This window comes from Sphingomonas sp. IC081 (assembly GCF_006874585.1).
Lineage (GTDB): Bacteria > Pseudomonadota > Alphaproteobacteria > Sphingomonadales > Sphingomonadaceae > Novosphingobium.
This window is the reverse complement of record NZ_CP029761.1, coordinates 3586666-3611996: the sequence shown is the minus strand read 5'-3', so window position 1 is coordinate 3611996 and position 25331 is coordinate 3586666. Positions and strand designations below refer to the sequence as shown.

Annotated in this window: 27 protein-coding genes and 1 tRNA gene; 15 read left to right on the top strand and 13 right to left on the bottom strand. The window is 66.0% G+C overall.

Annotated elements, in window-relative coordinates; translation table 11 throughout:
• Positions 1–377: 377 nt before the first annotated feature.
• From DM450_RS17105 to DM450_RS17085, 5 genes are all read left to right on the top strand, one after another.
• Positions 378–1046: a TonB family protein gene (locus tag DM450_RS17105; RefSeq protein ID WP_142636812.1), complete on the top strand. Its 669-nt coding sequence runs from the start codon at positions 378–380 to the stop codon at positions 1044–1046.
• 72 nt (positions 1047–1118) lie between these two features.
• On the top strand, positions 1119–1892 hold the full coding sequence (locus DM450_RS17100; RefSeq protein WP_142636810.1) for a MotA/TolQ/ExbB proton channel family protein: 774 nt from the start codon (positions 1119–1121) through the stop codon (positions 1890–1892).
• 109 nt (positions 1893–2001) lie between these two features.
• Positions 2002–2535 carry an ExbD/TolR family protein gene (locus DM450_RS17095; RefSeq protein WP_185928641.1) on the top strand — a complete coding sequence of 178 codons (534 nt, stop codon included), beginning with the start codon at positions 2002–2004 and terminating at the stop codon, positions 2533–2535.
• A 23-nt stretch (positions 2536–2558) separates the two neighbouring features.
• Complete coding sequence (locus DM450_RS17090) at positions 2559–2993, top strand: ExbD/TolR family protein (RefSeq protein WP_142636806.1); 435 nt, start codon at positions 2559–2561, stop codon at positions 2991–2993.
• A 198-nt stretch (positions 2994–3191) separates the two neighbouring features.
• Positions 3192–3611, top strand: a complete 420-nt coding sequence (locus tag DM450_RS17085) for a biopolymer transporter ExbD (RefSeq protein WP_142636804.1) — start codon at positions 3192–3194, stop codon at positions 3609–3611.
• Between the two features lie 18 nt (positions 3612–3629).
• Here DM450_RS17085 and DM450_RS17080 read toward each other — a convergent pair whose 3' ends face one another.
• A complete protein-coding gene (locus DM450_RS17080) occupies positions 3630–6092 on the bottom strand; it encodes a ligase-associated DNA damage response DEXH box helicase (protein WP_142636802.1) in 2463 nt (820 codons plus the stop codon).
• Positions 6093–6244: 152 nt separating this feature from the next.
• Between DM450_RS17080 and DM450_RS17075 the strand changes: the two genes are divergently transcribed.
• Positions 6245–7561, top strand: coding sequence for an MgtC/SapB family protein (locus DM450_RS17075; protein WP_142636800.1), 1317 nt, complete (start codon positions 6245–6247; stop codon positions 7559–7561).
• Between the two features lie 20 nt (positions 7562–7581).
• Here DM450_RS17075 and pgmG read toward each other — a convergent pair whose 3' ends face one another.
• From pgmG to DM450_RS17060, 3 genes are read right to left on the bottom strand one after another with little or no spacing between them, the layout of a single operon-like run.
• Entirely contained in the window at positions 7582–8982 is a 1401-nt protein-coding gene (pgmG, locus tag DM450_RS17070) for a phosphoglucomutase/phosphomannomutase PgmG (protein WP_142638061.1), read from the bottom strand.
• A gap of 23 nt (positions 8983–9005) precedes the next feature.
• Complete coding sequence (locus tag DM450_RS17065) at positions 9006–9329, bottom strand: molecular chaperone DnaJ (protein WP_142636798.1); 324 nt, start codon at positions 9327–9329, stop codon at positions 9006–9008.
• A 10-nt stretch (positions 9330–9339) separates the two neighbouring features.
• Positions 9340–10152: a division plane positioning ATPase MipZ gene (locus tag DM450_RS17060; RefSeq protein WP_142636796.1), complete on the bottom strand. Its 813-nt coding sequence runs from the start codon at positions 10150–10152 to the stop codon at positions 9340–9342.
• A gap of 159 nt (positions 10153–10311) precedes the next feature.
• On the opposite strand from DM450_RS17060, the gene panC reads away from it, so the two are divergent.
• From panC to DM450_RS17030, 6 genes are all read left to right on the top strand, one after another.
• The gene (panC, locus tag DM450_RS17055) at positions 10312–11169 is read left to right on the top strand and encodes a pantoate--beta-alanine ligase (RefSeq protein WP_142636793.1); all 858 of its coding nucleotides are present in this window, start codon (positions 10312–10314) and stop codon (positions 11167–11169) included.
• Between the two features lie 197 nt (positions 11170–11366).
• Positions 11367–12137 carry a CsgG/HfaB family protein gene (locus DM450_RS17050; protein ID WP_142636791.1) on the top strand — a complete coding sequence of 257 codons (771 nt, stop codon included), beginning with the start codon at positions 11367–11369 and terminating at the stop codon, positions 12135–12137.
• Between the two features lie 155 nt (positions 12138–12292).
• A complete protein-coding gene (locus tag DM450_RS17045; RefSeq protein WP_312846152.1) occupies positions 12293–12727 on the top strand; it encodes a response regulator transcription factor in 435 nt (144 codons plus the stop codon).
• A gap of 39 nt (positions 12728–12766) precedes the next feature.
• Complete coding sequence (locus tag DM450_RS17040; RefSeq protein WP_142637381.1) at positions 12767–13699, top strand: IS5 family transposase; 933 nt, start codon at positions 12767–12769, stop codon at positions 13697–13699.
• 108 nt (positions 13700–13807) lie between these two features.
• Positions 13808–15178: a sensor histidine kinase KdpD gene (locus tag DM450_RS17035; RefSeq protein ID WP_260609954.1), complete on the top strand. Its 1371-nt coding sequence runs from the start codon at positions 13808–13810 to the stop codon at positions 15176–15178.
• A gap of 3 nt (positions 15179–15181) precedes the next feature.
• Positions 15182–15802: a hypothetical protein gene (locus DM450_RS17030; RefSeq protein ID WP_260609953.1), complete on the top strand. Its 621-nt coding sequence runs from the start codon at positions 15182–15184 to the stop codon at positions 15800–15802.
• A gap of 154 nt (positions 15803–15956) precedes the next feature.
• Here DM450_RS17030 and cydX read toward each other — a convergent pair whose 3' ends face one another.
• The 4 genes from cydX to DM450_RS26280 all read right to left on the bottom strand — a co-directional run bounded on the left by cydX (position 15957) and on the right by DM450_RS26280 (position 19141).
• Complete coding sequence (cydX, locus tag DM450_RS17025) at positions 15957–16073, bottom strand: cytochrome bd-I oxidase subunit CydX (protein WP_142636787.1); 117 nt, start codon at positions 16071–16073, stop codon at positions 15957–15959.
• A gap of 10 nt (positions 16074–16083) precedes the next feature.
• Positions 16084–17232: a cytochrome d ubiquinol oxidase subunit II gene (cydB, locus tag DM450_RS17020; protein ID WP_142636784.1), complete on the bottom strand. Its 1149-nt coding sequence runs from the start codon at positions 17230–17232 to the stop codon at positions 16084–16086.
• A gap of 13 nt (positions 17233–17245) precedes the next feature.
• Positions 17246–18832, bottom strand: coding sequence for a cytochrome ubiquinol oxidase subunit I (locus DM450_RS17015; RefSeq protein ID WP_142636782.1), 1587 nt, complete (start codon positions 18830–18832; stop codon positions 17246–17248).
• 108 nt (positions 18833–18940) lie between these two features.
• Positions 18941–19141, bottom strand: coding sequence for a hypothetical protein (locus DM450_RS26280; protein ID WP_260609951.1), 201 nt, complete (start codon positions 19139–19141; stop codon positions 18941–18943).
• A 126-nt stretch (positions 19142–19267) separates the two neighbouring features.
• Here DM450_RS26280 and DM450_RS17010 point away from each other — a divergent pair, with 126 nt between their 5' ends.
• Together DM450_RS17010 and DM450_RS17005 are read left to right on the top strand one after the other, a co-directional pair.
• A complete protein-coding gene (locus DM450_RS17010; protein WP_260609950.1) occupies positions 19268–20512 on the top strand; it encodes an ABC transporter ATP-binding protein/permease in 1245 nt (414 codons plus the stop codon).
• Positions 20509–22104: an amino acid ABC transporter ATP-binding/permease protein gene (locus DM450_RS17005; RefSeq protein ID WP_260609949.1), complete on the top strand. Its 1596-nt coding sequence runs from the start codon at positions 20509–20511 to the stop codon at positions 22102–22104. Before DM450_RS17010 ends, DM450_RS17005 begins: the two co-directional genes overlap by 4 nt.
• Positions 22105–22135: 31 nt before the next feature.
• Here the strand turns inward: DM450_RS17005 and DM450_RS17000 are convergent, their stop codons facing one another.
• Together DM450_RS17000 and DM450_RS16995 are read right to left on the bottom strand one after the other, a co-directional pair.
• Positions 22136–22507 carry an ArsR/SmtB family transcription factor gene (locus tag DM450_RS17000; RefSeq protein ID WP_142636778.1) on the bottom strand — a complete coding sequence of 124 codons (372 nt, stop codon included), beginning with the start codon at positions 22505–22507 and terminating at the stop codon, positions 22136–22138.
• A gap of 37 nt (positions 22508–22544) precedes the next feature.
• Entirely contained in the window at positions 22545–23138 is a 594-nt protein-coding gene (locus DM450_RS16995) for a peroxiredoxin (RefSeq protein WP_142638055.1), read from the bottom strand.
• A gap of 357 nt (positions 23139–23495) precedes the next feature.
• Between DM450_RS16995 and DM450_RS16990 the strand changes: the two genes are divergently transcribed.
• Positions 23496–23681, top strand: a complete 186-nt coding sequence (locus DM450_RS16990; protein WP_142636776.1) for a hypothetical protein — start codon at positions 23496–23498, stop codon at positions 23679–23681.
• A gap of 24 nt (positions 23682–23705) precedes the next feature.
• Here DM450_RS16990 and DM450_RS16985 read toward each other — a convergent pair.
• From DM450_RS16985 to DM450_RS16975, 3 genes are all read right to left on the bottom strand, one after another.
• Positions 23706–23779 (bottom strand) — tRNA-Gly (locus DM450_RS16985).
• Positions 23780–23883: 104 nt separating this feature from the next.
• Positions 23884–24420, bottom strand: a complete 537-nt coding sequence (locus DM450_RS16980) for an adenine phosphoribosyltransferase (RefSeq protein ID WP_142636774.1) — start codon at positions 24418–24420, stop codon at positions 23884–23886.
• Between the two features lie 93 nt (positions 24421–24513).
• Positions 24514–25326 carry a cytochrome c1 gene (locus DM450_RS16975; RefSeq protein ID WP_142636772.1) on the bottom strand — a complete coding sequence of 271 codons (813 nt, stop codon included), beginning with the start codon at positions 25324–25326 and terminating at the stop codon, positions 24514–24516.
• Positions 25327–25331 lie beyond the last annotated feature (5 nt).

Sequence of the window (25331 nt, the reverse complement as noted above, 5' to 3'; positions counted from 1 at the left end):
GGAAACGTTGGGGGCTGGCCATAGCCGCCAGGGACATGCGGCACAAATTCGTCGCCGCATTCCTCAGACAAAATCCCCTTTTTACCCTTGGAACTTATATGCCCTGAATCGGGCGTTAACGGTTCCGCTGCCGATAAGGCGTTGCACAGGAGCAACGGTACCGCTAAGGAAACTCGCAAAATGGGGCAAAAAAACGAAAATGCCCCGCGGTTCGCCAACCCGTTGCATCGTTTACGGATCGGCAGACTGTTAGCCGTCAGGGTGGGTAATTTGGAGTTTCGTCATGGACCTCTCCTCACGGGGCGGGCCATGGGCGCCTTTGGACCTGTCCCGCACCCGGGCGGGTTCTGGGCTTGGTAATGGAGTGATGCGTTTGAATGGCTTACGCTGACCAGCAAATGAGCGGTAACAAGATTACCGCGCTTGTCATTGTCGCGCTGATTCACGTCTTTGTAGGCTATGCACTCGTCACGGGTCTGGCATACGAAGCCGCGCAAAAGGTCATCAACAAGGTGACCACAGTCGACATCAAGGAAGAGAAACCGAAGGAGGAAGAGCCCCCGCCGCCGCCTCCCAAGCAGCAGGATACGCCGCCGCCGCCGATCGTGGCGCCGCCGCCGCCTATCAACATCGCGCCGGCCCCGCCGCCGGTGACGACTGTCAACACGCCGCCGCCGGTTCCGCTGCCCGCGGTTCCGATCCCGGCTCCGGCCGCTCCGGCCCCGCCGGCACCTCCGGCTCCCCCGGCTCCCTCCAAGGCGCGTGGCGCTTCGGTCAAGGGCAACTGGACCCAGCGTTTCAACCAGGAATACCCTGCAAAGGCCCTGCGCGAAGAACGTGAAGGTCGTGTTGGCGTGCGTGTCAGCATCGGTCCCGATGGCCGTGTTTCGAGCTGCACCGTCACCAGCTCCAGCGGCAGCCCCGAGCTCGATTCCGCCGCCTGTGAAGGTATGAACCGTTTCGGTCGTTTCAACCCCGCTCTTGATGACGCGGGTAACCCGACCAGCGGCTCCTTCGCGACGTCGATCGTCTACAAGCTCAGTTAATCCACGGCACGGCCGGGACTACCAGACGCTGGGTCCCGCCAAATCCTGCATTCTTCTTGAGAGGTAATTCGCATGCTTATCGTTGACATCCTTGCCGCCGCTGGCGAAGCCGCGCCGCAGAACAAGTTCGGCTTCGTCGAAGCTCTTCAGGCCGGTGGTTTCATTTCGTACGCGACCGTGATCATCATGGGCGTGATGTCGTTCGGTTCGTTCTACATCCTGTTCACCAAGTGGTTCGAACAGGCCAAGATCATGCGCCAGTTCGGTGCCGTCCGCACCCAGTTCTGGAAGGCCCCGACCCTTCGTGAAGGCGCTGCCAAGCTGGAAAAGAACAGCGCATGGCGCCAGATCGTCGACGACGGCATCGCTGCTGAAGAACAGCACTCGAAGATGACCGACTCGCTCGAAGCCCACGACTGGATGCACGCTTCGCTCGCGCGTTCGGAAGCCTCGATCAACTCGCGCCTGGCCCAGGGCCTGCCCTTCCTCGCCACCGTCGGCGCAACCGCTCCGTTCATCGGTCTGTTCGGTACCGTCGTCGGCATCTACCGCGCCCTGATCGCCATCGGCATCGCCGGTTCGGCTTCGATCGACAAGGTTGCCGGCCCCGTCGGTGAATCGCTGATCATGACCGCCCTCGGCCTGATCGTCGCCGTTCCCGCCGTTCTTGCCTACAACTACCTGCAGAGCCGCAACAAGCGCATCGCCGAAGTGCTGACCGGCTTCTCGAGCGACCTGCTTGCCAACATCAACTCGAAGGGCGCTGTGAAGCCCGCGGTTGCTGCTGCCCCGGCGAAGCCCGCCGCTGCTCCGGCCAAGCCGGCTGCTGCTCCGGCCAAGCCGTAAGCAGCACGGGGTACGCCGCTTCAGGGCGGCGTGCCCACGGGGAACCCAGGTGGCGGCGCAGGCTGCGTCCGCCGCCTCCCCAGGGCAACGCAAGGAATAGGATAAGACTATGGCGATATCCTCGGGCGGAGGCGGTGCCGAAACACCGATGTCCGACATCAACACGACGCCGCTCGTCGACGTCATGCTGGTGCTTCTGATCATCTTCCTGATCGCGGTCCCGGTCGCGATCCAGACGATCGAAAAGCTGAAGATCCCCATCATCAAGTCGGAAGAATCGAAGGACAAGGTGGAGAACCTCCTCCTCACTGTCACGACCACCGACGATGCGGGTCTCAGCGCGGGTCAACCCGGCTACCAGGGCGCTTCGCGCAATGGCGAATGCCGCGTTTACTTCAACAACATCACGCCGGTTACCTCCAAGGAACTCTACGACCAGGCCTTCAAGCGTCTCGACGCTATCGTGAAGCGTGCTGGTGGTCCGGAAGCCCTGAAGGACAACCCGGATCTGGTCCCGCAGGTCCACATCCGTGGTGACGTGAACGCCCCGTGGCGTTGCGTGGCCGGCGCGATCTACAACGTTCAGATTGCGGGTTACCCGACGGTTGGCTTCATCTCCAACCCGGTCGACCCGAACGCCTGACGTTCGAGAAGGAGTAACATTCCATGGCAATGTCAGGCGGCAAGGATGATGGCGCGCCGATGATGGAAATGAACACGACGCCGTTGATCGACGTCATGCTCGTTCTCCTCATCATGTTCATCATCACCATTCCGGTTGCGACCAACTCGATCGACATCGACCTGCCGGTTGCAACCCCTCCGACGAACAACCCGCCGCCGGTGGACCCGATCAAGAACAAGATCGTGCTCACCGCGGATGCACGGATCCTGTGGAACGGCAATGCCGTCGACCAGGGCACCCTGCAGAACCTGCTGGCGCAGTCGCTGACCTACAAGGTCGAGCCCGAACTGCAGTACCAGCCGGAACCGCAGGCGTCGTACGAACTTTCGGCTCAGGTTCTCCAGCTCATCAAGGCTGCGAACGTGACCAAGTTCGGCTTCGTCGGCAACGAACAGTTCAGCACCTTCGGCAAGTAAGCCGAAAGCGCGAACAGGACCTTCGGGACCAGGGAAGGGGCGGAGAAATCCGCCCCTTTTTCTATGTCCGCTTTCTATGTCCGCGATCCGTGGCCGCCTCCAAGTCGGCGCGCGGACAGGATGTTCACTTGGAGCACTGACGGTTTCGCGTTAGATCTCATGCCAGTGCGGAAAAGACCCGATAGAGAGGACTTGCCCATGACCACTGGAGAGGCCGTTTCAGAAACCCCGATCAGCACCATCAACACCACCCCGCTGATCGATGTCATGCTGGTGCTGCTGATCATGTTCGTGATCACCATCCCGGTTGCCACCAACTCTGTTCCCATCGACCTGCCTTCGGGCCTGACCACCCAGGTGGTGCAGCCGCTGCAGAACACCGTCTCTCTCGACGCCAATGGAACGATCCGCTGGAACGGCGAGGCGGTGGAAAGCGCCGAACTGGCCAAACTGCTCTACAGCACCACCCGGATGCCGACCGAACCGCAACTCCGTTTCCGGCCCGACGCCGGCGCCAGCTACGACCGCGCCGCACAAGTGCTCGCCGCCATCAAGGCATCGGGGGTCACCAATTTCGGCTTCGTCGACAACGATCGTTTCGGCCACTTCGAACAATAGCCGGCCGTTGCAAGACGCTCAGTCCTTGCTGGCGGGCGGATCGACCCGCATCGCCAGCGAGGCCAGGCTCTCCGCCTCCATGAGCAGATCCTCGTCGGCCGATCCTGCCGGCAGCGATTCGCGCCCGATCATCGACAGGGCCGGCACCGACAGCGGGCTGATCCGGTCCAGACGGACATGGTCCACCTCCCTGGCCGCCCGATCAAGCACATCGGCGACACGGGCAACGTCGGTCATGCGCGCGCGGGCATCGGCCCAGGCCGCCTCGATCAGCAGGTGATCCGGCTCGTACTTGCACAGCACGTCGTAGATCAGGTCAGTCGAGAACGTGACCTGCCGGCCCGACTTGCGGGTGCCGGGCTGCTGGCGCTCGACAAGACCGGAAATCACCGCCACCTCCCGAAAGGCACGGCGCAGCAGGTAGGACTGCTCAACCCAGTCGACAAATTCGTGGGTCAGGATATCGGGCGAGAGCAGCGCGGCGGGGTCCTCCACCGGCCGCAGCCCCCATACCACCAGCGCATAGTCGGTGGCGACAAAGCCGAGCGGCCCCAGCCCGCGCTCTTCCATGCGCCGGGTAATCAGCATGCCGAGCGACTGGTTCGCCGGCCAGCCCTCGAACGTATAATACGTGGTATAGGCGCAGCCCTGATGCGGGAAGCTCTCCACCAGCAACCGTCCCGGTGCCGGCAGGTGCGAACGCCAGTCCTGCACTTCCAGCCATTCGCGCACGTCGTCCGGGAACCGCGCCCAGCCCGCGCGATCGCACAGCATCGCCCTTACCCGGTCGGCAAGATGGGTCGAGATCGGCATGCGCTGGCCCATGTAGCTGGGGATCGTTGCCGAGCGTCTGGCGGCACGCACGATCAGTTCCAGTTCCCGCAGCGCCTCGACCTCCAGGTCCATGCCCGCAAAGCGGAAGGTATCGCCCGCCTTCAGGCTGGCACCGAAACCTTCCTCGACCTTGCCCAGCGAGCGGCCATTGCGGAAGCGCACCTCCAGCATCTCGGCATCCACGATGATCCCGGCATTGAGGCGGTGACGGGCGGCGTGTTCGGGATGGGTGAGCCGCCAGCGCCAGCCCGATGCACCGTCCTTTTCCCGCACGATGCGCCGGAACCGGTCATAGGAGCGCAGGGCGTAGCCCCCGGTCGCGACGAATTCCAGGACCCGCGCAAATCTGGCGTCGTCCACCCAGGCATAGGCCGAGCAGGACCGTACTTGCGCCGCCAGTTCCGCTTCCCGGAACGGCCCCGCACAGGCGCTTCCCATCACATGCTGCGCCAGAACGTCGAGACCGCCCGGTCGGAACGGTTCCCCGTCGCGCTGCCCCTCGCGGACCGCTTCCTGCGCGGCGAAAGCCTCGAGAAACTCGAAGCGATTGCCCGGCACCAGCATGGCCTTGCTCGGCTGGTCCAGCCGGTGATTGGCACGCCCGATGCGCTGGAGCAGGCGCGAGGAGCCCTTGGGCGCCCCCATCTGCACCACCAGATCGATGTCACCCCAATCGACACCTAGATCGAGGCTGGCGGTACACACGAGTGCCCTAAGCCGCCCCTCGGCCATCGCGCCTTCCACCTTGCGCCGCGCTTCCCGGGACAGCGAGCCGTGATGGATGCCGATCGGCAGGTTGTCCTCGTTGGCGTTCCAGAGTTCCTGGAAGATATATTCGGCCAGGAAGCGGGTGTTGGTGAAGATCAGCGTCGTGCGGTACGCCGCGATCTGCGCGATGAGCTGCGGGATCGCCCAGGTCGCGGCATGACCGCTCCATGGGATACGTTCCTGCTGCGGCAGCAGGATCGAGACGTCGGGTTCGGCCCCCTCCTCGCCCTCGACCAGTTCCACCGCCTCGATGTCGCCCCAGGGCGCCAGCCAGCCGCGGAACCCGTCGGGATCGGCCAGGGTCGCCGACAGTCCCACCCGCCGGAGCCCCGGCGACAAGGCCTGCAACCGCGCCATCGACAGGGCCAGCAGATCGCCGCGCTTGCCGGTAGCGAAGGCGTGGATCTCGTCAACGACGATCCGCTTGAGCCCTGAGAACAGCTCTCCCGCCTCGGGATAGGTCAACAGCAGGGAAAGCGATTCCGGCGTCGTCAGCAGGATATGCGGAGGCCGTGCGCGCTGGCGGGCCTTGCGGTCGGACGGGGTATCGCCGCTGCGCGTCTCGATGCGGACCGGCAGGCCCATCTCCTCGACCGGCGCCAAGAGGTTGCGCTGCACGTCGTGCGCCAGCGCCTTGAGCGGCGAGACGTAGATGGTGTGCAGGCCCTCGGGCGGCGGGCCACCGTCCAGCCGCGAGGGGCAGAAATCGGCCAGCGTCGGCAGGAACCCCGCCAGCGTCTTGCCCGCACCGGTATCGGCGACCAGCAGCGCATGGTTGCCGCGATCGGAGGCCGCCAGCATCTCGGCCTGGTGGCGCCGCACGCGCCAGCCACGCGCGGCGAACCAAGCGGCAATCTCGGCGGGCAGCGCGGGTGTCATCGCCAGGTTCGTCTCACAACCATCACCCGTCCCTTGGAGCATAGCCCGCACGCCGAGAAAAGCCCGCCGAAACGAAGAGTTGCCTGGGCCGCCCGTTGCCGCCACGATGACCGTTTCCGTGTCACGAAAGGCAAGGCCCCCGCCGACCGATCATGCCGACCGATCTTGCCCAATCCCATCTCGCCCTGCTGGCCGTATCGCTGGCGCTGGGTCTGCTGGTCGGCATCCAGCGCGGCTGGGTACTGCGCGAACAGGCTGCCGGCACCCGCTTTGCAGGCGTGCGCACATTCGCGCTGATGGGCCTGAGCGGCGGGATTTCCGGTCAGCTTTTTATCCAGGCCCCCGGGCCGTCCACGGTCGTCCTTGCCGCCGCCGCGCTGCTTGTGCTGATCGGCTATCTCAAGGACAGCCGGATCAATGCGACGGTCAGCGGCACCGGCGCCCTGGTCGCACTGCTGACCCTGGCGAGCGGCTTCTATGTCGGCCTCGGCCAGCGGCTGACCGGCACGGCCATTGCCGTGGTGATGGTGCTGCTGCTGACCTTGCGCGATCAGCTCCATGGCTGGATCGACCGGCTGAGCCAGCGCGAAGTGCTGTCGATCGCCCGCTTCGCGCTGATCGCGCTGGTCATCCTGCCGCTCCTGCCGGACCAGCCGTTCGGCCCCTATCAGGCCTGGAACCCCCGCAAGCTGTGGCTGATCGTCGTGCTGGTCTCCGGCTTCTCCTTCGCCGGCTATTTTGCCGCCCGCCTGCTGGGGGCCACGCGCGGCGTGATCGCCACCGCCGCCGCCGGATCGCTGGTCTCCTCGACCGCGGTGACCGCCTCGCTCGCCAGCCGGATGAAACAGGCCGGCGACGCCGATGCGGCGCTGCCGGCAGGGATCGCCTGCGCCTCGGCCATCATGTTCGTGCGTGTCCTGCTGCTGGCAAGCGCCCTCGCCCCCGCCGCCTTGCCGACGTTCGCACGGCTGGTCGTCCCGGGCCTGGTGATCGCGCTGGTCGCTGCGGCCTTGTTGCTGCACCGCACCCGCAAGGCCGCGCCAGCCTCCCCATCTCCGGCCCTCCCATCACCCTCCCCGCCGGCGCCCACCCCGGCAGCGAGCGACATGCCGGTGCGCAATCCCTTCGACATCGGACCGGCGCTGGTGCTGGCCGGCCTCGTCATGGTCCTGACGGTCGCCTCGCTCTGGGTTCTGAACACCTTCGGGGAACGCGGCCTTGCGGTCGTGCTGGCGATATCGGGAAGCGTCGATGTCGATTCCGCGATCATCACGATGGGCGGTCTTGCCGGACAGTCGCTCGACGCGCGAACGGCAGGACTGGTCCTGGCCGTTCCCGTCGCGCTCAACACCCTGTTCAAGGCAGGTTTATCGATCAGCCTGGCGGGATGGCAGCAGGGGCGGGCCGCGGCCTTGCCGCTCATCGCCAGCGCCGCCGGGATCGGCATCGCCGCGCTGGCCCTCCCCTGACCTGCCGTCATCGCGTGCGATCAGCGCGACAGCCCCGAGGCCGCGAGTTGCCGGTCGATCTCGCCGACCAGCCGGGCCAGACCTTCGGGCGTTTCGCTTTCCGCCCGTGCGACCAGCATGGCCTGGGTGTTCGACGCACGCAGCAGCCACCAGCCGTCCGCGGTCGTCACCCGCACCCCGTCGACCGCGACCACCTCGGCGCCCGCCTCGGCCAGTCGTCCCCGCACTTCCTCGACGGCCGCGAACTTGCGGCTTTCCCCAACCGCGAAGCGCAGTTCGGGCGTGGAGACCGGCTGCGGCATGGCGTCATGGAACTCGGCGACGCTGCGATCCAGCCGCAAGGTGGCCGCCATCAGGCGCAGCGCCGCGTAGAAGGCATCGTCGAAGCCGTGATAGTCGTCCGCGAAGAACATGTGCCCGGTCATCTCACCCGCCAGCACGGCGCCGGTCTGCTTCATTCTGGACTTGATCAGCGCATGCCCGGTCTTCCACATGTCCGGCACCCCGCCCAGCGCCGCGACCCGATCGAACAGCACGCGCGAGGCCTTCACGTCGGCGATCACCCGCGCCCCCGGGTTTTTGCGTAAGACATCCTCGGCATAGATCAGCAGCAACTGATCCCCGGCCAATGCCCGCCCCTGCCCGTCGATCACCCCGATACGATCGGCGTCACCATCGAAGGCCACTCCGAAATCGAGCTTCTTCGCCGCGACGAGCGCGCGCAGGTCTGCAAGATTGGCCTCCTCGCTCGGATCCGGGTGATGGTTGGGGAAGGTCCCGTCAACGTCGGTGTGGAGAAGATGATGCTCGCCAGGCAATCGCGCGGTCAATCGTTCCAGCACGGGACCGGCGGCACCGTTACCCGCATCCCAACCGATCTTCAGCGCCGCAAGACGGTCGGCGGGCAAGTCGGCAAGTGCGCCCAGCATGCCCTCGACATAGGCATCGATGACGCTGCGGTCTTCGACGCGGCCGGCACCGCGGCTCCATTCCCCGGCGGCGGCCAGTTCCCCCAGCCGCTGGATCGCCGCCCCGTAAAAGGGCCGACCCGCCATTACCATCTTGAAGCCATTCTGATCGGCGGGATTGTGGCTGCCAGTTATCTGAATGCCGCCCTGCACATCTTCGGCTGACAGTTCGGCGAAATAGAGCATCGGGCTGCTCGAAATCCCGATCCGCACGACGTCGACGCCGCTGGCGGTCAGCCCTTCGACCAGAGCCGCTTCCAGCATCGGCGAACTGAGCCGGCCATCGCGCCCGACCACGACCTTGCCGCCGCCTTGCGCCCGCACCAGCGTAGCGAAGCTGCGGCCGATGGCACGGGCATCCCCGGCTCCAAGGTTGCCTCCCGGCTTCTCGCCGACCACACCGCGAATGTCGTATTCGCGCAGGATCGTCGGGTCGATGCGGTAGCCCTGCAGTTCACCGCGCTGTACGCTGCCGCTCAGGATCCTGTGTCCTGATCCAGCGCGCCGATCAGCAGGTCGCGCGCGGCATTGGCCTCGTGGACTTTCTCGTTCGAGCCGCCGCGATCGGGATGGACCTGGACCACCCGCCGGCGATGCGCCTCGAGGATCGCCTCGCGGCTGGCGCCTTCGGACAGGCCCAGCAGAGCCCGCGCCTGCGCCTCGGCGTGGATCCGGGCAAAGCCCCCCTGCTTGCGCCGCCCGGACGCCGGCCAGTCGTAGCCCAGATAGTTCCAAGGCCAGCGGCCCGTCAGCATCTTGCAGGCAATGCAGCCCAGCGCGATGAGCCAGATCAGCTTCATGGCGGCAGCGTCAGCCCTCGTCGCTCAGTGCGAGCTGCGCTTCGCGGCGCGCGGGCATCGGCAGGTTAAGCCCGGCCACGAGGCCGCGCAGTTCCTGGCGGGCGACCAGATGGCTGGTGCCCAGTTCGCCAAGGTGGCCCTTGTCGAGCAGGGTCAGTCCCGAGGGGAACAGCTCGCGGAAGATGACGCGTTCCGAAAGCCCCGGCGAGATGCGGAAGCCCACGCGCTTCGACAGTTCCTTGAGCGCGCCTTCGAGGCGGCGCATGTTCTTGGCCTCGACGTGCTGGACACGGTTGCGCACCACCACCCAGTCCAGTTCGCGGCGGCCTTCGTTGATCGTCTTGAGGCCGCGCTTCTTGCGGGTTTCCCACATGAGTTCGGCATAGAACGAGAGCTTCTTCACCCGGAAGGTATCGCTCTCCACCTGGCCGATCAGGTCGAAGTCGACAAAGCTGTCGTTGAGCGGCGTCACCAGCGTGTCGGCGGTGGCGGCGACGTGGCGCGCGAACTGGTCGTCGCGGCCGGGGGTGTCGAAGATCAGGAAATCGTAGCCCTCGGCGATCTGCTCGGCAAGATCGTCGAGTTCGTCGATATCCTCGCCGTCGTAGACCGCGAAACGGGCGCCGGGCAGCGCGATCTCGCGCTGGCGCTCGGTCTCCATGCGGTTCTCGAGATAGCGGTAGAGCGTGCGCTGGCGCGGATCGAGATCGATCGCGGCCACCTTGGCGCCCTGATAGGCCAGTGCGATGGCGACATGGACCGCCGTCGTGGACTTGCCGGTGCCGCCCTTTTCATTGGCGAAGACGATGCGATGCGTTGTCACGGACCCTGTCGCTTTCCCTGTTGCCGCCGGTCCTGCCTGACTGGCGAATACCGATCTGCTTCCACCGGAAGCGGATATCAATTGCCGCCCGGGGCACGCCGGCGCTAAGGGCGGGCGCGAGAACCGGTCAAGTCCATTCTAACGGAGCAGCCACCCCCAATGCAAACCGTCCACAGCCTTGATCCACTGCGGCGTGCCGTCGCGACCTTGCGAGAGACCGGGACCGTGGCGCTGGTGCCGACCATGGGCGCGCTTCATGAAGGCCATTTGACGCTGGTGCGCGAGGCCCGCAAGCACGCCGATCACGTGGTCGTCTCGATCTTCGTGAACCCGCTGCAGTTCGGCGCCAACGAGGATCTCGACGCCTATCCGCGCCAGCTGGAGCGCGACAGCGCCCTGCTGGAACCCGAAGGCGTGGCGCTGATCTGGGCGCCCACCGTGGAGGCAATGTACCCGCAGGGCTTTGCCACCAACATCTCGGTGACGGGTGTGTCCGAAGGCCTGTGCGGCGCCGCCCGCCCCGGCCATTTCGACGGCGTTGCCACGGTCGTGTGCAAGCTGTTCCACCAGGTGCTGCCCGACGTCGCCCTGTTCGGCGAGAAGGACTGGCAGCAGCTCGCGGTGATCCGCCGCATGGCGCGTGACCTCGACCTGACCCAGCCGCATGCCGGTGCCATCATCGGCGTCGAGACCGTGCGCGAGACGGACGGCCTCGCCCGGTCCTCGCGCAATGCCTACCTCACCGCCGAGCAGCGCGCCGCCGCGGTCACCCTGCCCACTGCGATGAAGGCCGCCATCGCCGCCATCGAAAGCGACACCCGCGTTGCCGATGCGCTCGCGGACCTCGAAAAGGCCCTGCTTTCCGGTGGGTTCGCCTCGCTCGACTATGCCGAGCTGCGCGACGCGGACGATCTCGCCCTGCTCGATGCCCGCTCCGACCGGCCGATGCGGCTGCTGGTTGCCGCCCGGATCGGCAAGGCCCGCCTGATCGACAACATGGCGGTCGCCCCGCGCTGATGCTCCCTTCGGTGCATGGACACCGGCTTCAAGGATCGAATCTGACAGAATTAGTCATTTGCCCACAATCGATTCCATCTTAAGGTCTGGCGCCGACACTATTCCAGTGAAACGGCCAAATACCGGCCGTGTACCGGCCGGAGACCAGATCGCCGCAGCGGCAATTGCCCGAGCGGCGTAACGGAGGGACCAGAACGATGAAAACGTTCGCATGCGCGCTCGCCGCGCTTGCCATCGTGGCAAGTGCTCCTGCAGCTTTTGCGGAAGACCGGTCATCGGCCCGCAAGGCCCAGGACAATGGCACCCGGCAGATTCCCGTCTGCCGCAAAAATCTCGGCACCGTCGCCATCATCGAGCCTGACAACCAGTGGTGGCGCGAGTTCAACCTCGGCAGTCCCGAGGCGATCCTGCGCGTCTTCGTGCAGCAGTCGCGCTGCTTCACCCTCGTCAATCGCGGCCGCTCGCTCCAGAACAGCGCGATGGAACGCGCGCTGGCCGAACAAGGCGAGCTGCAGGGCGGCTCCAACATCGGCAAGGGCCAGATCAAGGCAGCGGACTACTTCCTCCAGCCGGACATCGTCTCGACCAACAACAATTCCGGCGGCGGCGGCATCGGCGGCGTGCTGGGCGGGGTGGGCGGTCTGTTCGGCCACGGCGTCGGCGCGATCGCCGGCGGACTCAACATCAAGAAGGGCGAGGCCAACGTCACCCTCTCGATCGTCAATTCGCGCACCACGGTCGAGGAGGCGCTGACCGAGGGCTATGCCCGCAAGTCCGACGTCAGCTTCGGCGCGGGCGGCGGCGGCTTCTTCGGGGGCACCTTCGGCGGCGTCGGCGGGGGTGGCTACCAGAACACCCAGATCGGCCAGATCATCGTGCTCGCCTACCTCGATGCCTATACCAAGCTGGTCAGCCAGCTCGGCGGGCTTCCCGAAAACGCCTCGGCAGCAGCCCCACCAGCGAAGTAACATCCTGAAATTTCGTGCTATAACAGGCATTGTCAGCGGAAATCCCATCCGCCAATGGCTATCTGATCGGGGGCCCGGCCCATGCCGGGGCCCCGTCATCACGGGGCTCAGGTTTTGACAGGCAATTCGGCATCACAGGCACGGCGCACGGGATCATGAGCGCCGCACGCATCCTCTACATCGAAGACGATGCCCGCGCCGCCCGGCAGGTGCGCGAAGTCGTCGAAACAGCAGGCCTGGCACTGACCTGGGCGGCCAATGGGCAGGACGGGCTCAAGCTCGCCGGGGTGGAGCGTTTCGACGTCATCATCCTCGACCGCATGCTGCCTGATCTGGAGGGACTGACGATCCTCGAACGCCTGCGCGAATCGGGGGTCGGCACGCCGGTGCTGATGCTCTCCGCGCTTGGGCGCAGCTCCGACCGCGCCGAAGGGCTCGATGGCGGTGCCGACGACTATCTGGCCAAGCCCTTCGAGGCCGAGGAACTGCTCGCCCGCCTGCGCGCGCTGCACCGGCGGGCCTCGGGCCGCACGCATAGCGCGGTGATCCTCTACGGCGCCTTCGAATGGCTTTGTTGCATAACAAGGTGATGGATTCCCTTGAGGAATCGGATGTCATAGATGGGCCGGATGCCCAGACCGACCCCGCCGAAGTATCGCACGACCAATTGGCCCGAATATAATGCAGCGCTCCGGCGGCGAGGCTCGCTGGATGTGTGGTTCGACCCAGGGATGGACTGGTTTGCGGCGCCCGATGGTCGGCCTGGTCGGCCGCTGCGGTTTTCGGACCGGGCGATCGAGTTCTGCCTGACGCTGAAAGGGTTGTTCCAACTCCCGCTGCGGCAGGTGACGGGTCTGGTCGAGAGCCTGCTAAGGATGGCGGGTCTGGACTGGCCGGCACCGGATTATACGACGCTGTGCCGGCGCCAGAAGAGTTTGTCGGTTGATCTGGGCGCGCGCGCCAGCGCGGGAGGCCTGCACCTGCTGGTCGACAGCACCGGGATCAAGATGATCGGTGAGGGGGAATGGAAAGCGAGGAAACACGGCGTTTCTTACCGCCGCCAGTGGCGCAAGGTGCACATCGGCATCGACGCGGAAACCTTCGATATCCGAGCGATCGAGGTCACAAGCAATGCCGTCGGCGATGGCCAGACGCTGCCCGATCTGTTGGCGCAGATCCCCGAGGATGAGACCATTGTCACCGTCGGCGGCGACGGTGCCTATGACACCAGAGGTTGCCACGCGGCCATCGATGCGCGCGGTGCCGACCCGGTCATCCCGGTTCGCCGCAACGGCAAGGCATGGACCGAGGACGGCCCCGGCGTCGAGGCCCGCAACGAGACGTTGCGCGCGATGAAACGCCTGGGCAGGGCAATTTGGAAGAAATGGAGCGGCTACCATCGACGCAGCCTGGTCGAGACCAAGATGCACTGCTTCAAGTTGCTCGGTCCGCGCGTCGCCGCGCGCACCTTTGAGCGTCAGATAACCGAGCTCAAAGTCCGTGCTGCAATCCTCAATCGCTTCTCGCAAATCGGAACGCCCAACACCGTACGGGTCGCATAATAATTACAAGTAATCATAATTTTACGCCTGTCACGCGTTATGCAACAAAGCCCCTCGAAACCATCTGGGGCTCGGGCTATCGCCTGCTCGACGGCCGCCGATAAGCGCGTGCCGCACCAGTCCACCTCGCCGCCGACCCGCTTCCACCGCTCGATCTTCGCGCGGACCGTGCTCTGGGCAATCATCATTGCCGCCGCCATCACCGCCTGTCTCTGGCTGCTGACCGACGCGACCATCCGCAATACCAACCAGATCGCGCTGGAACGTGCGGTCGACCTCGATCTTGCCGGCATGGTCGATATCCACGCCAGCGGCGGACGCGAGGAACTGGCGCGGCGGATCGCCGATCGCCTCGCCCTGCAACCGCGCGACGGCCAGCTGGCGCATTACCTGCTGGCCGACACGGCAGGTCGGCGCCTGGCGGGCGACCTGCGCCAGTGGCCCGGGCTTCATGCCGGGATTTCGGAATCGGGTCCGATTGCCCTTCCCGGTGGCGGCAGCGCCTTTGCGCGTGCCACCCAGCTTGGCCCGGACCTCAGGCTGCTGGTAGCCCACGAGGACCACGACATCCACGCGCTGCGCCGGCAAGTGGCGCTGGTCTACGTGACCGGCGGCCTGCTGGCGACGCTGGCGGTGGCGCTGATCGGGATGACCGCCGCGCACCGGCTGCGCACGCGGATCGAGCGCATCAATGCCGCCTTCCGCCATCCCGACGACGAAGCGCTGGCCCGGCTTGAAAAGGGCTCGCTCGACCGTGACGAGATCGACGAACTGACCCGCCATTCCAGCGAAGCGCTGGCCCGGCTGGGCCGCCTCGCGGGCGCCCAGCGCGAGACGACCGATCAGCTTGCCCACGAGATGCGCACCCCGCTGATGCATCTCGACAACCGGCTGGTAAAGGCACTGGCCGCCGCACCGGAGGCGGAAACCGCGGCGCGGATCGCCGATGCCAGGCAGGAGATCCGCCACATCGTGCGCATGCTCGAATCGCTGCTGGACATTGCCGCCAGCCAGGCCCGCCGCGGCGACCGCCACGGCCTTGCCCCCGTCGATCTCAGTGCCCTCGCGCTCCGGCTCGGCGAACTCTACGCGGACAGCGCGGAGGAATCGGGTCACACCCTGAAACTGGCGATCGCCCCCGACGTCATGATCGAGGGGGAGGAAATGCAGATCACCCGGCTCATCACCAACCTGCTCGACAATGCCTTCAAGTTCGTGCCGGTCGGCGGCACCGTCGAACTTCGGCTCGCGCCCGGCCCCAGCCTGACGGTCTGCGACGACGGTCCCGGTGTACCCCCGGCCGATCGCGAAAAGATATTTGACAAATTCGCCCGCGGCAGCGAGCCCGGAACGCAGGACGGCGCGGGCCTCGGGCTGGCGCTGTGCCGGGCGATTGCCGAGCGCCACCAGCTTGAAATCACCCTCCTGCCCTCCACGCGCGGCGCCTGCTTCAAGGTTGCCCCGCAAGCCAGGCGATAGCCCGTGAGCAAGACCGGTTACCTGCGTTTCTGCCTGCCTGTTGGCGATTGTCTGGCCGTCAGCCTGATGGGCAGACTGGTGGGCAGCCTGATGGGCAGCGTTGCCGCCATGACGTCACTAGCGCCCAGCGCCTATGCCGCCGTCCCCACTAGCGGGCAGCGCGTGGCGGAGGCACTGGCCCAGGCGCAGGCCGCACGCGACGGCGGCGACAGCGAGACCCTGGCCCGCGCGCTCGGCGTGATCGATCGGTCCGGCGCCCATCCGCTGGATGGCTGGACCGGCGCCGACCCCGTGCCCGAATGGCGCAGCACCGTCGCCCCCGCCGGTTCGCCGCTGCGCGGCAGCCCGCTCGGCCCCGGCTACCGGCTCGGCAAAGTCCCGGCCGGCCAGAGCGATAGTTTCGAACAGGTGTTCCTCTCCGGCCGTAAGGCCAGCGTCTCGGTCGCCACGCAAGGCGGCAAGCCCGTCAGCCTGCGCGTGACCGACGGCGACAAGCGTATCGTCTGCCAGTCCGGCAAGGACGGTCCGGCCTGCAACTGGGTGCCGCTGTTCACCCAGCGCTACCGGATCGAGGTCCACAACGGCGGCCAGTATCTGGCGAACTACTACCTCGTGGTCGATTGACGGGGGAAGCCGGGACCGTAGCCACATTTTTCGGCACGTTTTCCGGACTCATCTGGCGCTTGCGGCATCGCCCCGGACCTGGTGCATGGATGGGCTAGCGCGCCGATAGGAAAACGGCGGCACTCCCTGGTGGAGCGCCGCCGCTGTCATGACGTCAGTCGAGGACCGTCTTCTCTTCGGCCGGATCGGTGTGGAACTCGTGCCACACCCCGTTGATGATACCGAAGCCGACCGCCAGGCCGACGCCAAGGATCCAGGAAAAGTACCACATAGTCGGTTCCTCAATAGAAGTCGGGATTCATGCCCACTTCACGCTCGGTCACGCGGCCGAACATGACCTTGTAGGCCCAGGCCGTGTAGGTCAGCACCAGCGGCAGGAAGATCACCGTCACCAGCAGCATGATGAACAGAGTCGTGTGGCTGGACGAGGCGTTCCACACCAGCAGGCTGGAGCGCGCATCGATCGAACTGGGCAGGATGAAGGGGAACATCGACAGGCCGACCGAGGCGATGATGCCCAGGTTCGCCAGCGAGGAGCCCGCAAAGACCAGCGTGTCCTTGCGCCCGCGAATGCCCGCCAGTGCCACCAGCGGCCCGGCCAGGCCCAGCGCCGGGGCCAGGATCATCCAGGGATGGGCGGCGTAATTGGCCAGCCATGCTCCGGCAACGTGGGCGCTTTCGGCAAAGCGCGGGTTCGACGGCCCTTGCGGATCGACGGCGCCGACCAACTGGTAGCCAAGATCGCCCATCGCCAGCCAGACGCCGCCAAGGGCGTAGAGCACAAAGGCCACCAGCGCCGCGACCTGGCCATAACGCTGCGCGCGGTCACGTGCCGGCCCCTGCTCGAGCTTGAGCGTCAGCCAGCCGGCACCGTGCAGCACGATCATCGCCACCGACACCACGCCGCAGAGCAGCGCGAAGGGCGTGAACAGGCCCAGCAGCGTGCCTTCGTAGAAGCTGCGCATGTCGCTATCGAGCCGGAAGGGTACGCCCAGCAGCACGTTGCCGACCGCCACACCGAACACCAGCGAGGGCAGGAAACCGCCGACAAACAGCGCCCAGTCCCAGCGCGAACGCCAGGCCGGATCGGGCTTCTTCGAACGGTACTTGAAGCCCACGGGCCGCAGGATGAAGGCCGCCAGCACCAGGAACATCGCGATGTAGAAGCCCGAGAAGCTGACGGCATAGACGTAAGGCCATGCCGCGAAGATCGCGCCGCCACCCAGGATGAACCAGACCTGGTTGCCTTCCCAGGTCGGACCGATGGCATTGATCACCATGCGGCGCTCGGCATCGCTGCGGCCGACGAAGGGCAGGAGCGAAGCCGAGCCCAGGTCGAAACCGTCGGTGAGGGCGAAGCCGATGAGCAGCACGCCCATCAGCAGCCACCAGATCACCCGCATCGTTTCATAGTCGAAAGGAATGGACATTCTTGCCTCCTGCTTACTCGGCCGGGATGGCAGTGAAGGTGCTGGCAGGTGCGCGTTCGCGAACCGGCGCGCCTTCATGGCCCTCGTAGACTTCCGGACCCTTGCGGATCGTCGCCAGCATCAGCTTCACCTCGATCACCGCCATGGTGCCATAGAGCAGCGTGAACCCGATGATGGTGGTCCAGATCTGCGGCACGGTCAGGCTCGATGCGGCCAGGAACGTCGGCAGCACCCCGTCCACCGCCCAGGGCTGACGCCCGAGTTCGGCAACCAGCCAGCCCACTTCGATCGCGATCCACGGCAGCGGCATGACCAGCACCGCGGCGCGCAGGAACCACCTGGCGTTGAACCGGCGGCGCACCGAGAAGGCGAAAGCGGTGGCGAAGAAGGCGATGAAGAAGAAGCCCAGCCCCGCCATCACGCGGAACATCCAGAACAGCGCGGGCACGTTGGGAACCGTGGTCCAGGCTGCCTTGGTGATGGTCGCCTCGTCGGCCAGGCGCGGATCGGCGACAAAGCGCTTGAGCAGCAGGGCGTAACCGAGATCGTCCTTGTTGCGCTCCCATGCTTCGCGCGCGGCAAGGTCGTTACGGTTGACCTTGAGCTTCTCGACCGCGTCATAGGCAACGATACCGGTGCGCATGCGCTGTTCGGCGCGCTCGACCAGCGGGATGATGCCGGTCACTTCGCCCGACAGGCTGCGCGTGGCGATCAGGCCGAGAACATAGGGGACCTGGATCTCGTAAGCGGTCTCGTGCTTCTCGTTCGACGGCAAGCCGACCAGCGTGAGCCCGGCAGGAGCCTTTTCGGTCTCCCACATGGCCTCCATCGCCGCCATCTTCATCTTCTGGTTGTCGGAAACGGCATAACCGCTTTCGTCACCCAGCACGACGACCGAGAGCGAGGAGGCAAGGCCGAAGGCCGCCGCCACCGTGAAGCTGCGCTTGGCAAGCTCCAGATGACGTCCACGCAGCAGGTAATAGGCCGAGACACCCAGCACAAAGAGGCTGGCGCAGACATAGCCTGCGCTCACGGTATGCACGAACTTCGCCTGCGCGACCGGATTGAAGATCACGTCCTTGAAGTTCGAGACTTCCATGCGCATCGTCTCGGGGTTGAACACCGCACCCGCAGGATGCTGCATCCAGCCGTTGGCGACGAGAATCCAGAGCGCCGACAGATTCGAGCCGAGCGCAACCATGAAGGTCGTCAGCAAGTGGCCGCGCTTGGAAAGCCGGTCCCAGCCGAAGAACATCAGGCCCACGAACGTCGCCTCGAGGAAGAAGGCCATCAGGCCCTCGATCGCCAGCGGAGCGCCGAAGATGTCGCCGACGTAGTGCGAGTAGTAGGCCCAGTTGGTGCCGAACTCGAACTCCATGGTGAGACCGGTGGCCACGCCGAGGACAAAATTGATGCCGAAAAGCTTGCCCCAGAAACGGGTCACGTCCCGCCAGATGGGGCGGTCCGTAATCACATAAACACTTTCCATAATTACGAGAATGAAGGAAAGCCCGAGGGTCAAGGGTACAAAGAGAAAATGGTACAGCGCCGTGAGGGCGAACTGTAGCCGGGACAATTCAACAACTGCCATGTCGATCATGTCGAATCCCGCCTTTTTAGCGGCCCGAGAGGGAGAGAGAGGTTGCCTCGGGCAGGTTGGTTTCGTAGGGTCGCGTTAGGCCCGCCCAAGAGGGCTGTCAAACGATACTTACATGGTTTCTTTAATTTGATCTATGTCAAATTGGCTGTACCCTGGCTGCTTGATATTGCCGGGGCCGCCGTCCTCTCCTGGGGTCTCGCCAGCGGCGTTGGACACGTCGCGACGCAGGCCCCGCTGCTCGCACCGGCCGCGCTCATCCTGGGAGGGGCGTGCCTGCGCGCCATTTCCGCCTTCGCTCTTGACCGCCACGCCGTGGCTGCCGCGCAGGCAAACAGCCGCGAGCGACGTCGCGGCTTGTGGACTTCCCTCCTTGGATCGCGCCTTTCAAAGCCGCTAAGCATCGGAGAAAGCGCCACACTTGCCTTGGACCATACCATGGCGATCGAGAATCGCGACGTCCGTTTTTCGCCTGTGCGGCTCAATGCCGTGATCGGCCCGCTGGTGGTGGCGGCGATCGTCGCCCCCGCAAGCTGGGTCGCCGCGCTGATCATGCTGGCAACGCTGCTGCCCTTCGTGCTGGGCTCGATCCTTGCCGGCACCGCCGCGCGCCGGGCGTCCGAGCGGCAACTGGCAGCCCTCGCCGCACTGTCCGGCCTGTTTGTCGACCGTCTCACGCATCTCCCGCTGATCCGCCATTTCGGCGCCGAAACCCGCATCTCGCGCCAGGTCCGCGATGCCACCCACGAAGTTGCGGACCGCACGGTTTCCGTCCTGCGCGCCGCCTTCCTCTCCAACGCCGTGCTGGAGTTCTTCTCCGCGCTCTCGATCGCGCTGGTGGCGGTCTATTGCGGTTTCTCGCTGCTCGGCCTGCTGCCGTTCCGCGCGCCGGAAACGCTGACGCTGGTGCCCGCCTTTTTTGTTCTGGCCATGGCCCCGGAATTCTACCTGCCGATGCGCCGCCTCGCCGCTGCCTATCACGAGAAGCAGCTGGGCGAGGCCGCCGAAACGGCGCTCGAGCCGCTGCGCGATGCCTTGCCGGCCAGCCCCCTTCCGGGAAACGCCCCCGCCCCTTTCAGCGGCCTGCGCGTCGCGGACCTGACATTGGCCTTCCCCGGCATCAGCGTCGGCCCCCTCGATTTCAGCCTGTCCCGTCACGACCTTGTCGCGCTGACCGGCCCCACCGGCAGCGGCAAGACCAGCACGCTGGCCGCCATCGCCGGACAGGTCGCCCCCAACTCCGGGCAGATATGCGACCGGGTCGGTGCCCCGCTGGTCAGCAGCCAGATCGCCTGGGCCGCCCAGCGGCCGCTGCTGCTGACGGGAACGCTGGGCGAAAACCTGGCGCTGGCGGCCCCCGATGCCCCCCGCGAGGAGATCCTCGCGGTGGCCGAACGTGTCGGCCTCGGCGCCATGCTGGCCCGGCGCGGCGGCCTCGACATGGCGATCGACCATAACGGCTCAGGTCTCTCTGGCGGCGAGCGGCGCCGCATCGGCCTCGCCCGCGCGATCCTCTCGGACCGTCCACTGCTGCTCTGCGACGAGCCCACCGCCGACCTCGACACCGCCTCCGCCGCCGCCATCGTCGCCCTGCTGAGCGACCTGTCACGTCGCCGCTGCATCCTCGTGGCCACCCATGACCCCGCCATGACCGCCGCCGCCCGGCAGGAGATCGCGCTGTGAACGCCTCCGTTTCCGCCTCGTCCGACAATCCTCTCGCCATTGCCGGCCTGCCCCGCCGGCGGCTGCTCTTCGCCAGCCTCTGCGCCGGATTTGCGACCGTGGCGGCGATCGGCCTCCTGGGGGTTTCGGGGTGGTTCCTGACCGGAGCAGCCCTGGCCGGGTCGGCAGGCACCCTCGCCGTGGCCGCCTTCAACTACCTGATCCCGAGCGCCCTCATTCGCCTGATGGCGATCGTGCGCACGCTGGCCCGTTATGGAGAACGGCTGCTCTCGCACAAGGTCGCACTCGAAAGCATGGCGGACCTGCGCGGATCGCTGTTCGACAAGCTGGCCGCACAAGACAGCCGCAAGGCTGCCGATGCTTCTCCTGGCGAGGCCGCCTCCCGCCTCATCGACGATGTCGCCGCGCTGGAAGACCTCGTCATCCGTGAGCCGGCGCGCCACGCGGCGCTTGTGTCGGCGGCCGTGGGGCTCGTCGCGGCAAGCCTTGCCGGTCTTCCCGCCCTGCTGTTCCTCCTGGCCGCGCTGGGCCTGCTGCCGCTGCTGTTCGCCCGCATCTCGGCGGCGCTCACCCGGGCACCGGCACAACAGGCCGCCGAGGCGCTTGGCGACTTGCGCAGCCGATACATCGAGCTTGCCGCCTCGCGCGCCGAAATCACCGCTTACGGGCTCGCGGAAAGAGCGTTCGGAGAGCTGGAGCCGCTGGCCCGCAAGCTCGATCGCGCCCGCAGCGCGCTGTTTCGCGCCGAAGCGCTGCAAGGCGGGCTTATGACACTGTACGGCGCCCTCGCGATGGCAGGGCTCCTGCTGCTCGCAACAGCGCCTGCCCCGATTGTCGCACTGGCCATGCTGGCAACCGCCGCCGCGGTCGAGGCCATGGGAGGCTTTGCCCGCAGCCTGCTGCGCCGCGCCTCGCTCCACGCCGGACTGAACCGGATTGCCGCGATCAACGCGCTCGACCCGGCGCTGTCTCCGCAGGAATCGGCACCGCCCGCGATGCTAGGCATCGGCCATCACGACTTTCCCGCACGCTCGCGAATCGCCCTCACGGGCCCTTCCGGCTCGGGCAAGACCCGGGTGCTGCTGGCCCTGGCAGGAATGCGCGCGTCAACCGTACCGCTGAGCGTGGACGGCACCCCGGTCGACCAGTGCGCGGCGCGCCGCCTTTCCGCCCAGTTCGCGCTGGCGCCGCAGGATGCGCCGCTACTGATCGGCACGATCGCCGACAACCTGCGACTGGCCCGCCCTGGCGTGAGCGAGGCGGAAATGTGGGCCGCGCTCGATGTGGCCCAGCTCAAGGACCGCGTCGCACGCAGCGAACACGGCCTTGCCACCCCCATCGGCGAGGCAGGCGGAATCCTGTCAGGCGGCGAACGCAAACGCCTGTCGCTCGCGCGCGCGCTGCTGGCAAATCGCCCCTGGCTGCTGCTGGACGAACCGACCGAAGGGCTTGACGGACAGACGGAAGCGGCGCTGGTAACGGCCCTGTCCTCTTGGCTGGCACAGTCGGAAACGGGCCTTGTCCTCGTTTCGCACCGCCCTGCACCGCTTGTCCTGTGTGATTCGCGGATCGAGGTTCGCGCACTCTGCTAGGCGGCGTGGGACGGGTGGTCCGCCGTCTGGATCACCTCAGGACCCGCGCAAAGCCTGCCGCGCCGCCCCTCACGGTGACCGCCGTCTCGCCTGCCACCGCCGAGTCGCCACCGGCTGGAAGCGCCGGACCGGCGCCTCCCAGCCGCCCTCCGAGATAGTGCGCGAGTGCCTGCATGCGCTCACCATCGACTCGGTAGAACACCTGCTTGCCGGTCCGCTGGGTCACCACCAGCTCCGCCTTCCGCAGCACGGCCAGCTGCTGCGAAAGGCCCGGCTGGCCAATGCCCGTGACCTCCTCGATCTCCCCAACCGACAGTTCCGCTTCGCATACTGCATCCAGAATCTGCAAACGCAGCGGATGGGCAAGCGCCCTCAGCAATTCGGCGATGTGTTCGAGCGCCATTCTCTCCCCGCCTGGGGGTACGCCTTGCGACTCCATGTCAGCGCCCCTTGTCTTGAGGGGCGTAGAACCAGGCTGCGGGCCCTGCGCTGGCCAGCGCTGCTTCCGCCGTCTCCGCGGGAACCGGCCACAAGGCGTCTCCCGGCTGCCAGTCCGCCGGCGCCAGCCCCGCGCCCTCACCCACGCCTTGCAGCGCGGTCAGCAGCCGCAGCATTTCCGGGATCGAACGCCCGACCGTCAGCGGATAGCTGTTGAGCGCCTGCAGCACCCCGTCCGGATCGATGAAATAGGTCATCCGCACCGTCGCGGAATCATGTGCGCCCGCCCCGACCATGCCGAACCCCCGGGCGATCTCCATCGTCGGATCTTCGATGATGGGGAAATTGATCGCCACTCCCGTCGTGTCTCGCATGAGACGAATCCAGGCGAGATGTGAATAGAGGCTATCGACAGAAAGCCCGGCCAGTCGACAGCCCAGCGCCTCGAATCGCGGCGCCGCACGCGCAAGCGCCAGCACTTCGCTGGTGCAGACAGGGGTGAAGTCGGCGGGGTGGGAAAACAGGATCAGCCACTCCCCGCGATAGGCATCAAGATCGAAGGGCCCTTGCGTGCTGCGTGCCACGAAACGCGGCATCCTTTCACCGATACGCAGCGGCTGCAAAAGCGGCTCCTGACTGTCCAAGGCGATCCTCCACACGATTTACGGAACGAACGCTTACAGGATTATGCTCAATCGGAAAACGACACTTCGTGCATTCGCACGGAATTCCGCCCAGGCGCTGGAATTCATCCCGTCACTATGCCCAGTTTCGTAAATGAAAGCCGCACCAAAACATATTATCGCCTCAAGGCCGACTGAAACTGCGAGGCGCTTTCGCCATGGTCGCGAGACGGAGACACTTTTACACAAAGTGGTGCGGACCGAACATAGCCCTGCGACAGCTGCCCCTCACAAGGGAAGACGTCGCCAGTTCGCAAAGGGCTTTTCCGGATGTTCCGCCTGTTCCAGACCGCCGCCGCCATCGCCGCATCCTCTTCGCTGGCTTACGGCATTGCCCCCGGACTGGAGCGCAAGGACACACTCCCGCAGCCCGGCCAGCCAATCGTGGTCGGTGCGGACAAGCCGGTGTTCCTCGGGCGCATGGTGGTCACTGCCGCGGCCCTGCCGCCGGAGTAAAACCAGGATGTCGTAAAGGGCGGCTGGAGCGGGTAGCGGGAATCGAACCCGCATAGCCAGCTTGGAAGGCTGGAGCTTTACCACTAAGCTATACCCGCCCGCTCGGAACCTGCCGATGGGGCTTGCGCCGCCAGAGGCAGGCGCTTGCCACGAGAAGCGGCGGCTCGTCAACGCTTCTCTTGTGAAATTTCGTGAATGAGGGTCAGTGGCCCTCGAAGGCGAGCAGCCCATCGGCCGCGACACCCGCTCGCTTCAGCCGTTCACCGCCGCCCAGTTCAAACAGATCAATGGCGAACAGCGCATGGTCAACCCGTGCGCCCGCCTTGCGCAGCAGTTCGACTGCCGCCAGCGCCGTGCCCCCGGTCGCCAGCAGATCGTCGACCAGGACGACATGCTGCCCCTCCGCCACCGCCTCGGGATCGACCTCCAGCGTGTCGGTACCGTATTCCAGTGCGTAATCGATGGCGAGCACCGGCACCGGCAGCTTGCCCGGCTTGCGCACCGAGACAAAGCCCAGGCCCAGGCGTGAGGCAATCGCGGCGCCGAAGATGAAGCCCCGCGCCTCGATCCCGGCGATGGCCTCGGCCCCGACGGCACGGGCCCGCTCGGCCATCAGTTCGACCGCAGCGGCAAAACCCGGTCCGTTGCCGACCAGCGTTGTCACGTCGCGGAACAGGATGCCGGGCTTGGGAAAGTCCGGAACCGTGCGGACGATCGCCTTGATCTCGTCGAGTGTCATGGCCCCGGCCCCTACCCCCTATACGTGACAAACAAAAGGCCCCGCCGTCCCAAGGGGAGGCGGGGCCTTCGATTTGATGGCGCGGCCGGGCCGTCAGTGCTTCTTGCCGGCCCAGATGTTCCGGTAGGACATGTAGCCCAGCACGGTAGCGAAGAGCAGGAAACCCAGCACCGCCCAACCGGTCTGCCTGCGCTTCTCCAGTTTGGGTTCGGCGGTCCAGATCAGGAAGGCGGCCACATCGGTTGCCATCTGATCCTTGGTCGCCTTGGTACCATCCGAATAGGTCACCTGGCCATCGGCGGTCAGCGGCGGCGGCATCGCGAGATTGAGGTTCGCGAAGTACGGGTTGTAGTGCAGGCCATCCGGAGTCCTGGAATCCGGGAACTGCTTCAGAAGCTCGGCCGGCTGGTCGCGATAGCCGTTGAGCAGCGAGCGGACATATTGCGGACCTTCCTCGCGGGCCTTGGCGATCAGCGAGAGATCCGGCGGACTACCCTGGCCGCCATAGACCACCGGCGGGAAGTAATCGGTCGCCGTGCCTTCGCGCGTCGCCACTTCACCGGTCGCCGGGTTGTAGACGGGCACCTGGAAACCCTTGGCGATCGCCTTCACTTCCGCCTCGTTGTAGCCGAGCGCGGCAAGATCGCGGAAGGCAACGTGGCGCAGCGCGTGGCAGACCGAGCAGACTTCCTTGTAAACCTGGAAGCCGCGCTGGAGCTGCTGGCGATCGAACTTGCCGAAGGGCCCATCGCTGGCGAAATGGAATTCCTCGGGCTTGATGTGGAATTCATGCTCGGCGGTGGGCGCCGGAGGCTCGGTGGCCCAGGTGTAGAACCCCACACCGAAGGACCAGGCCAGAGCCACCGTGAAGAACAGCCCGACGAGGATCGAGAGAATGCGTGCCATGTCTT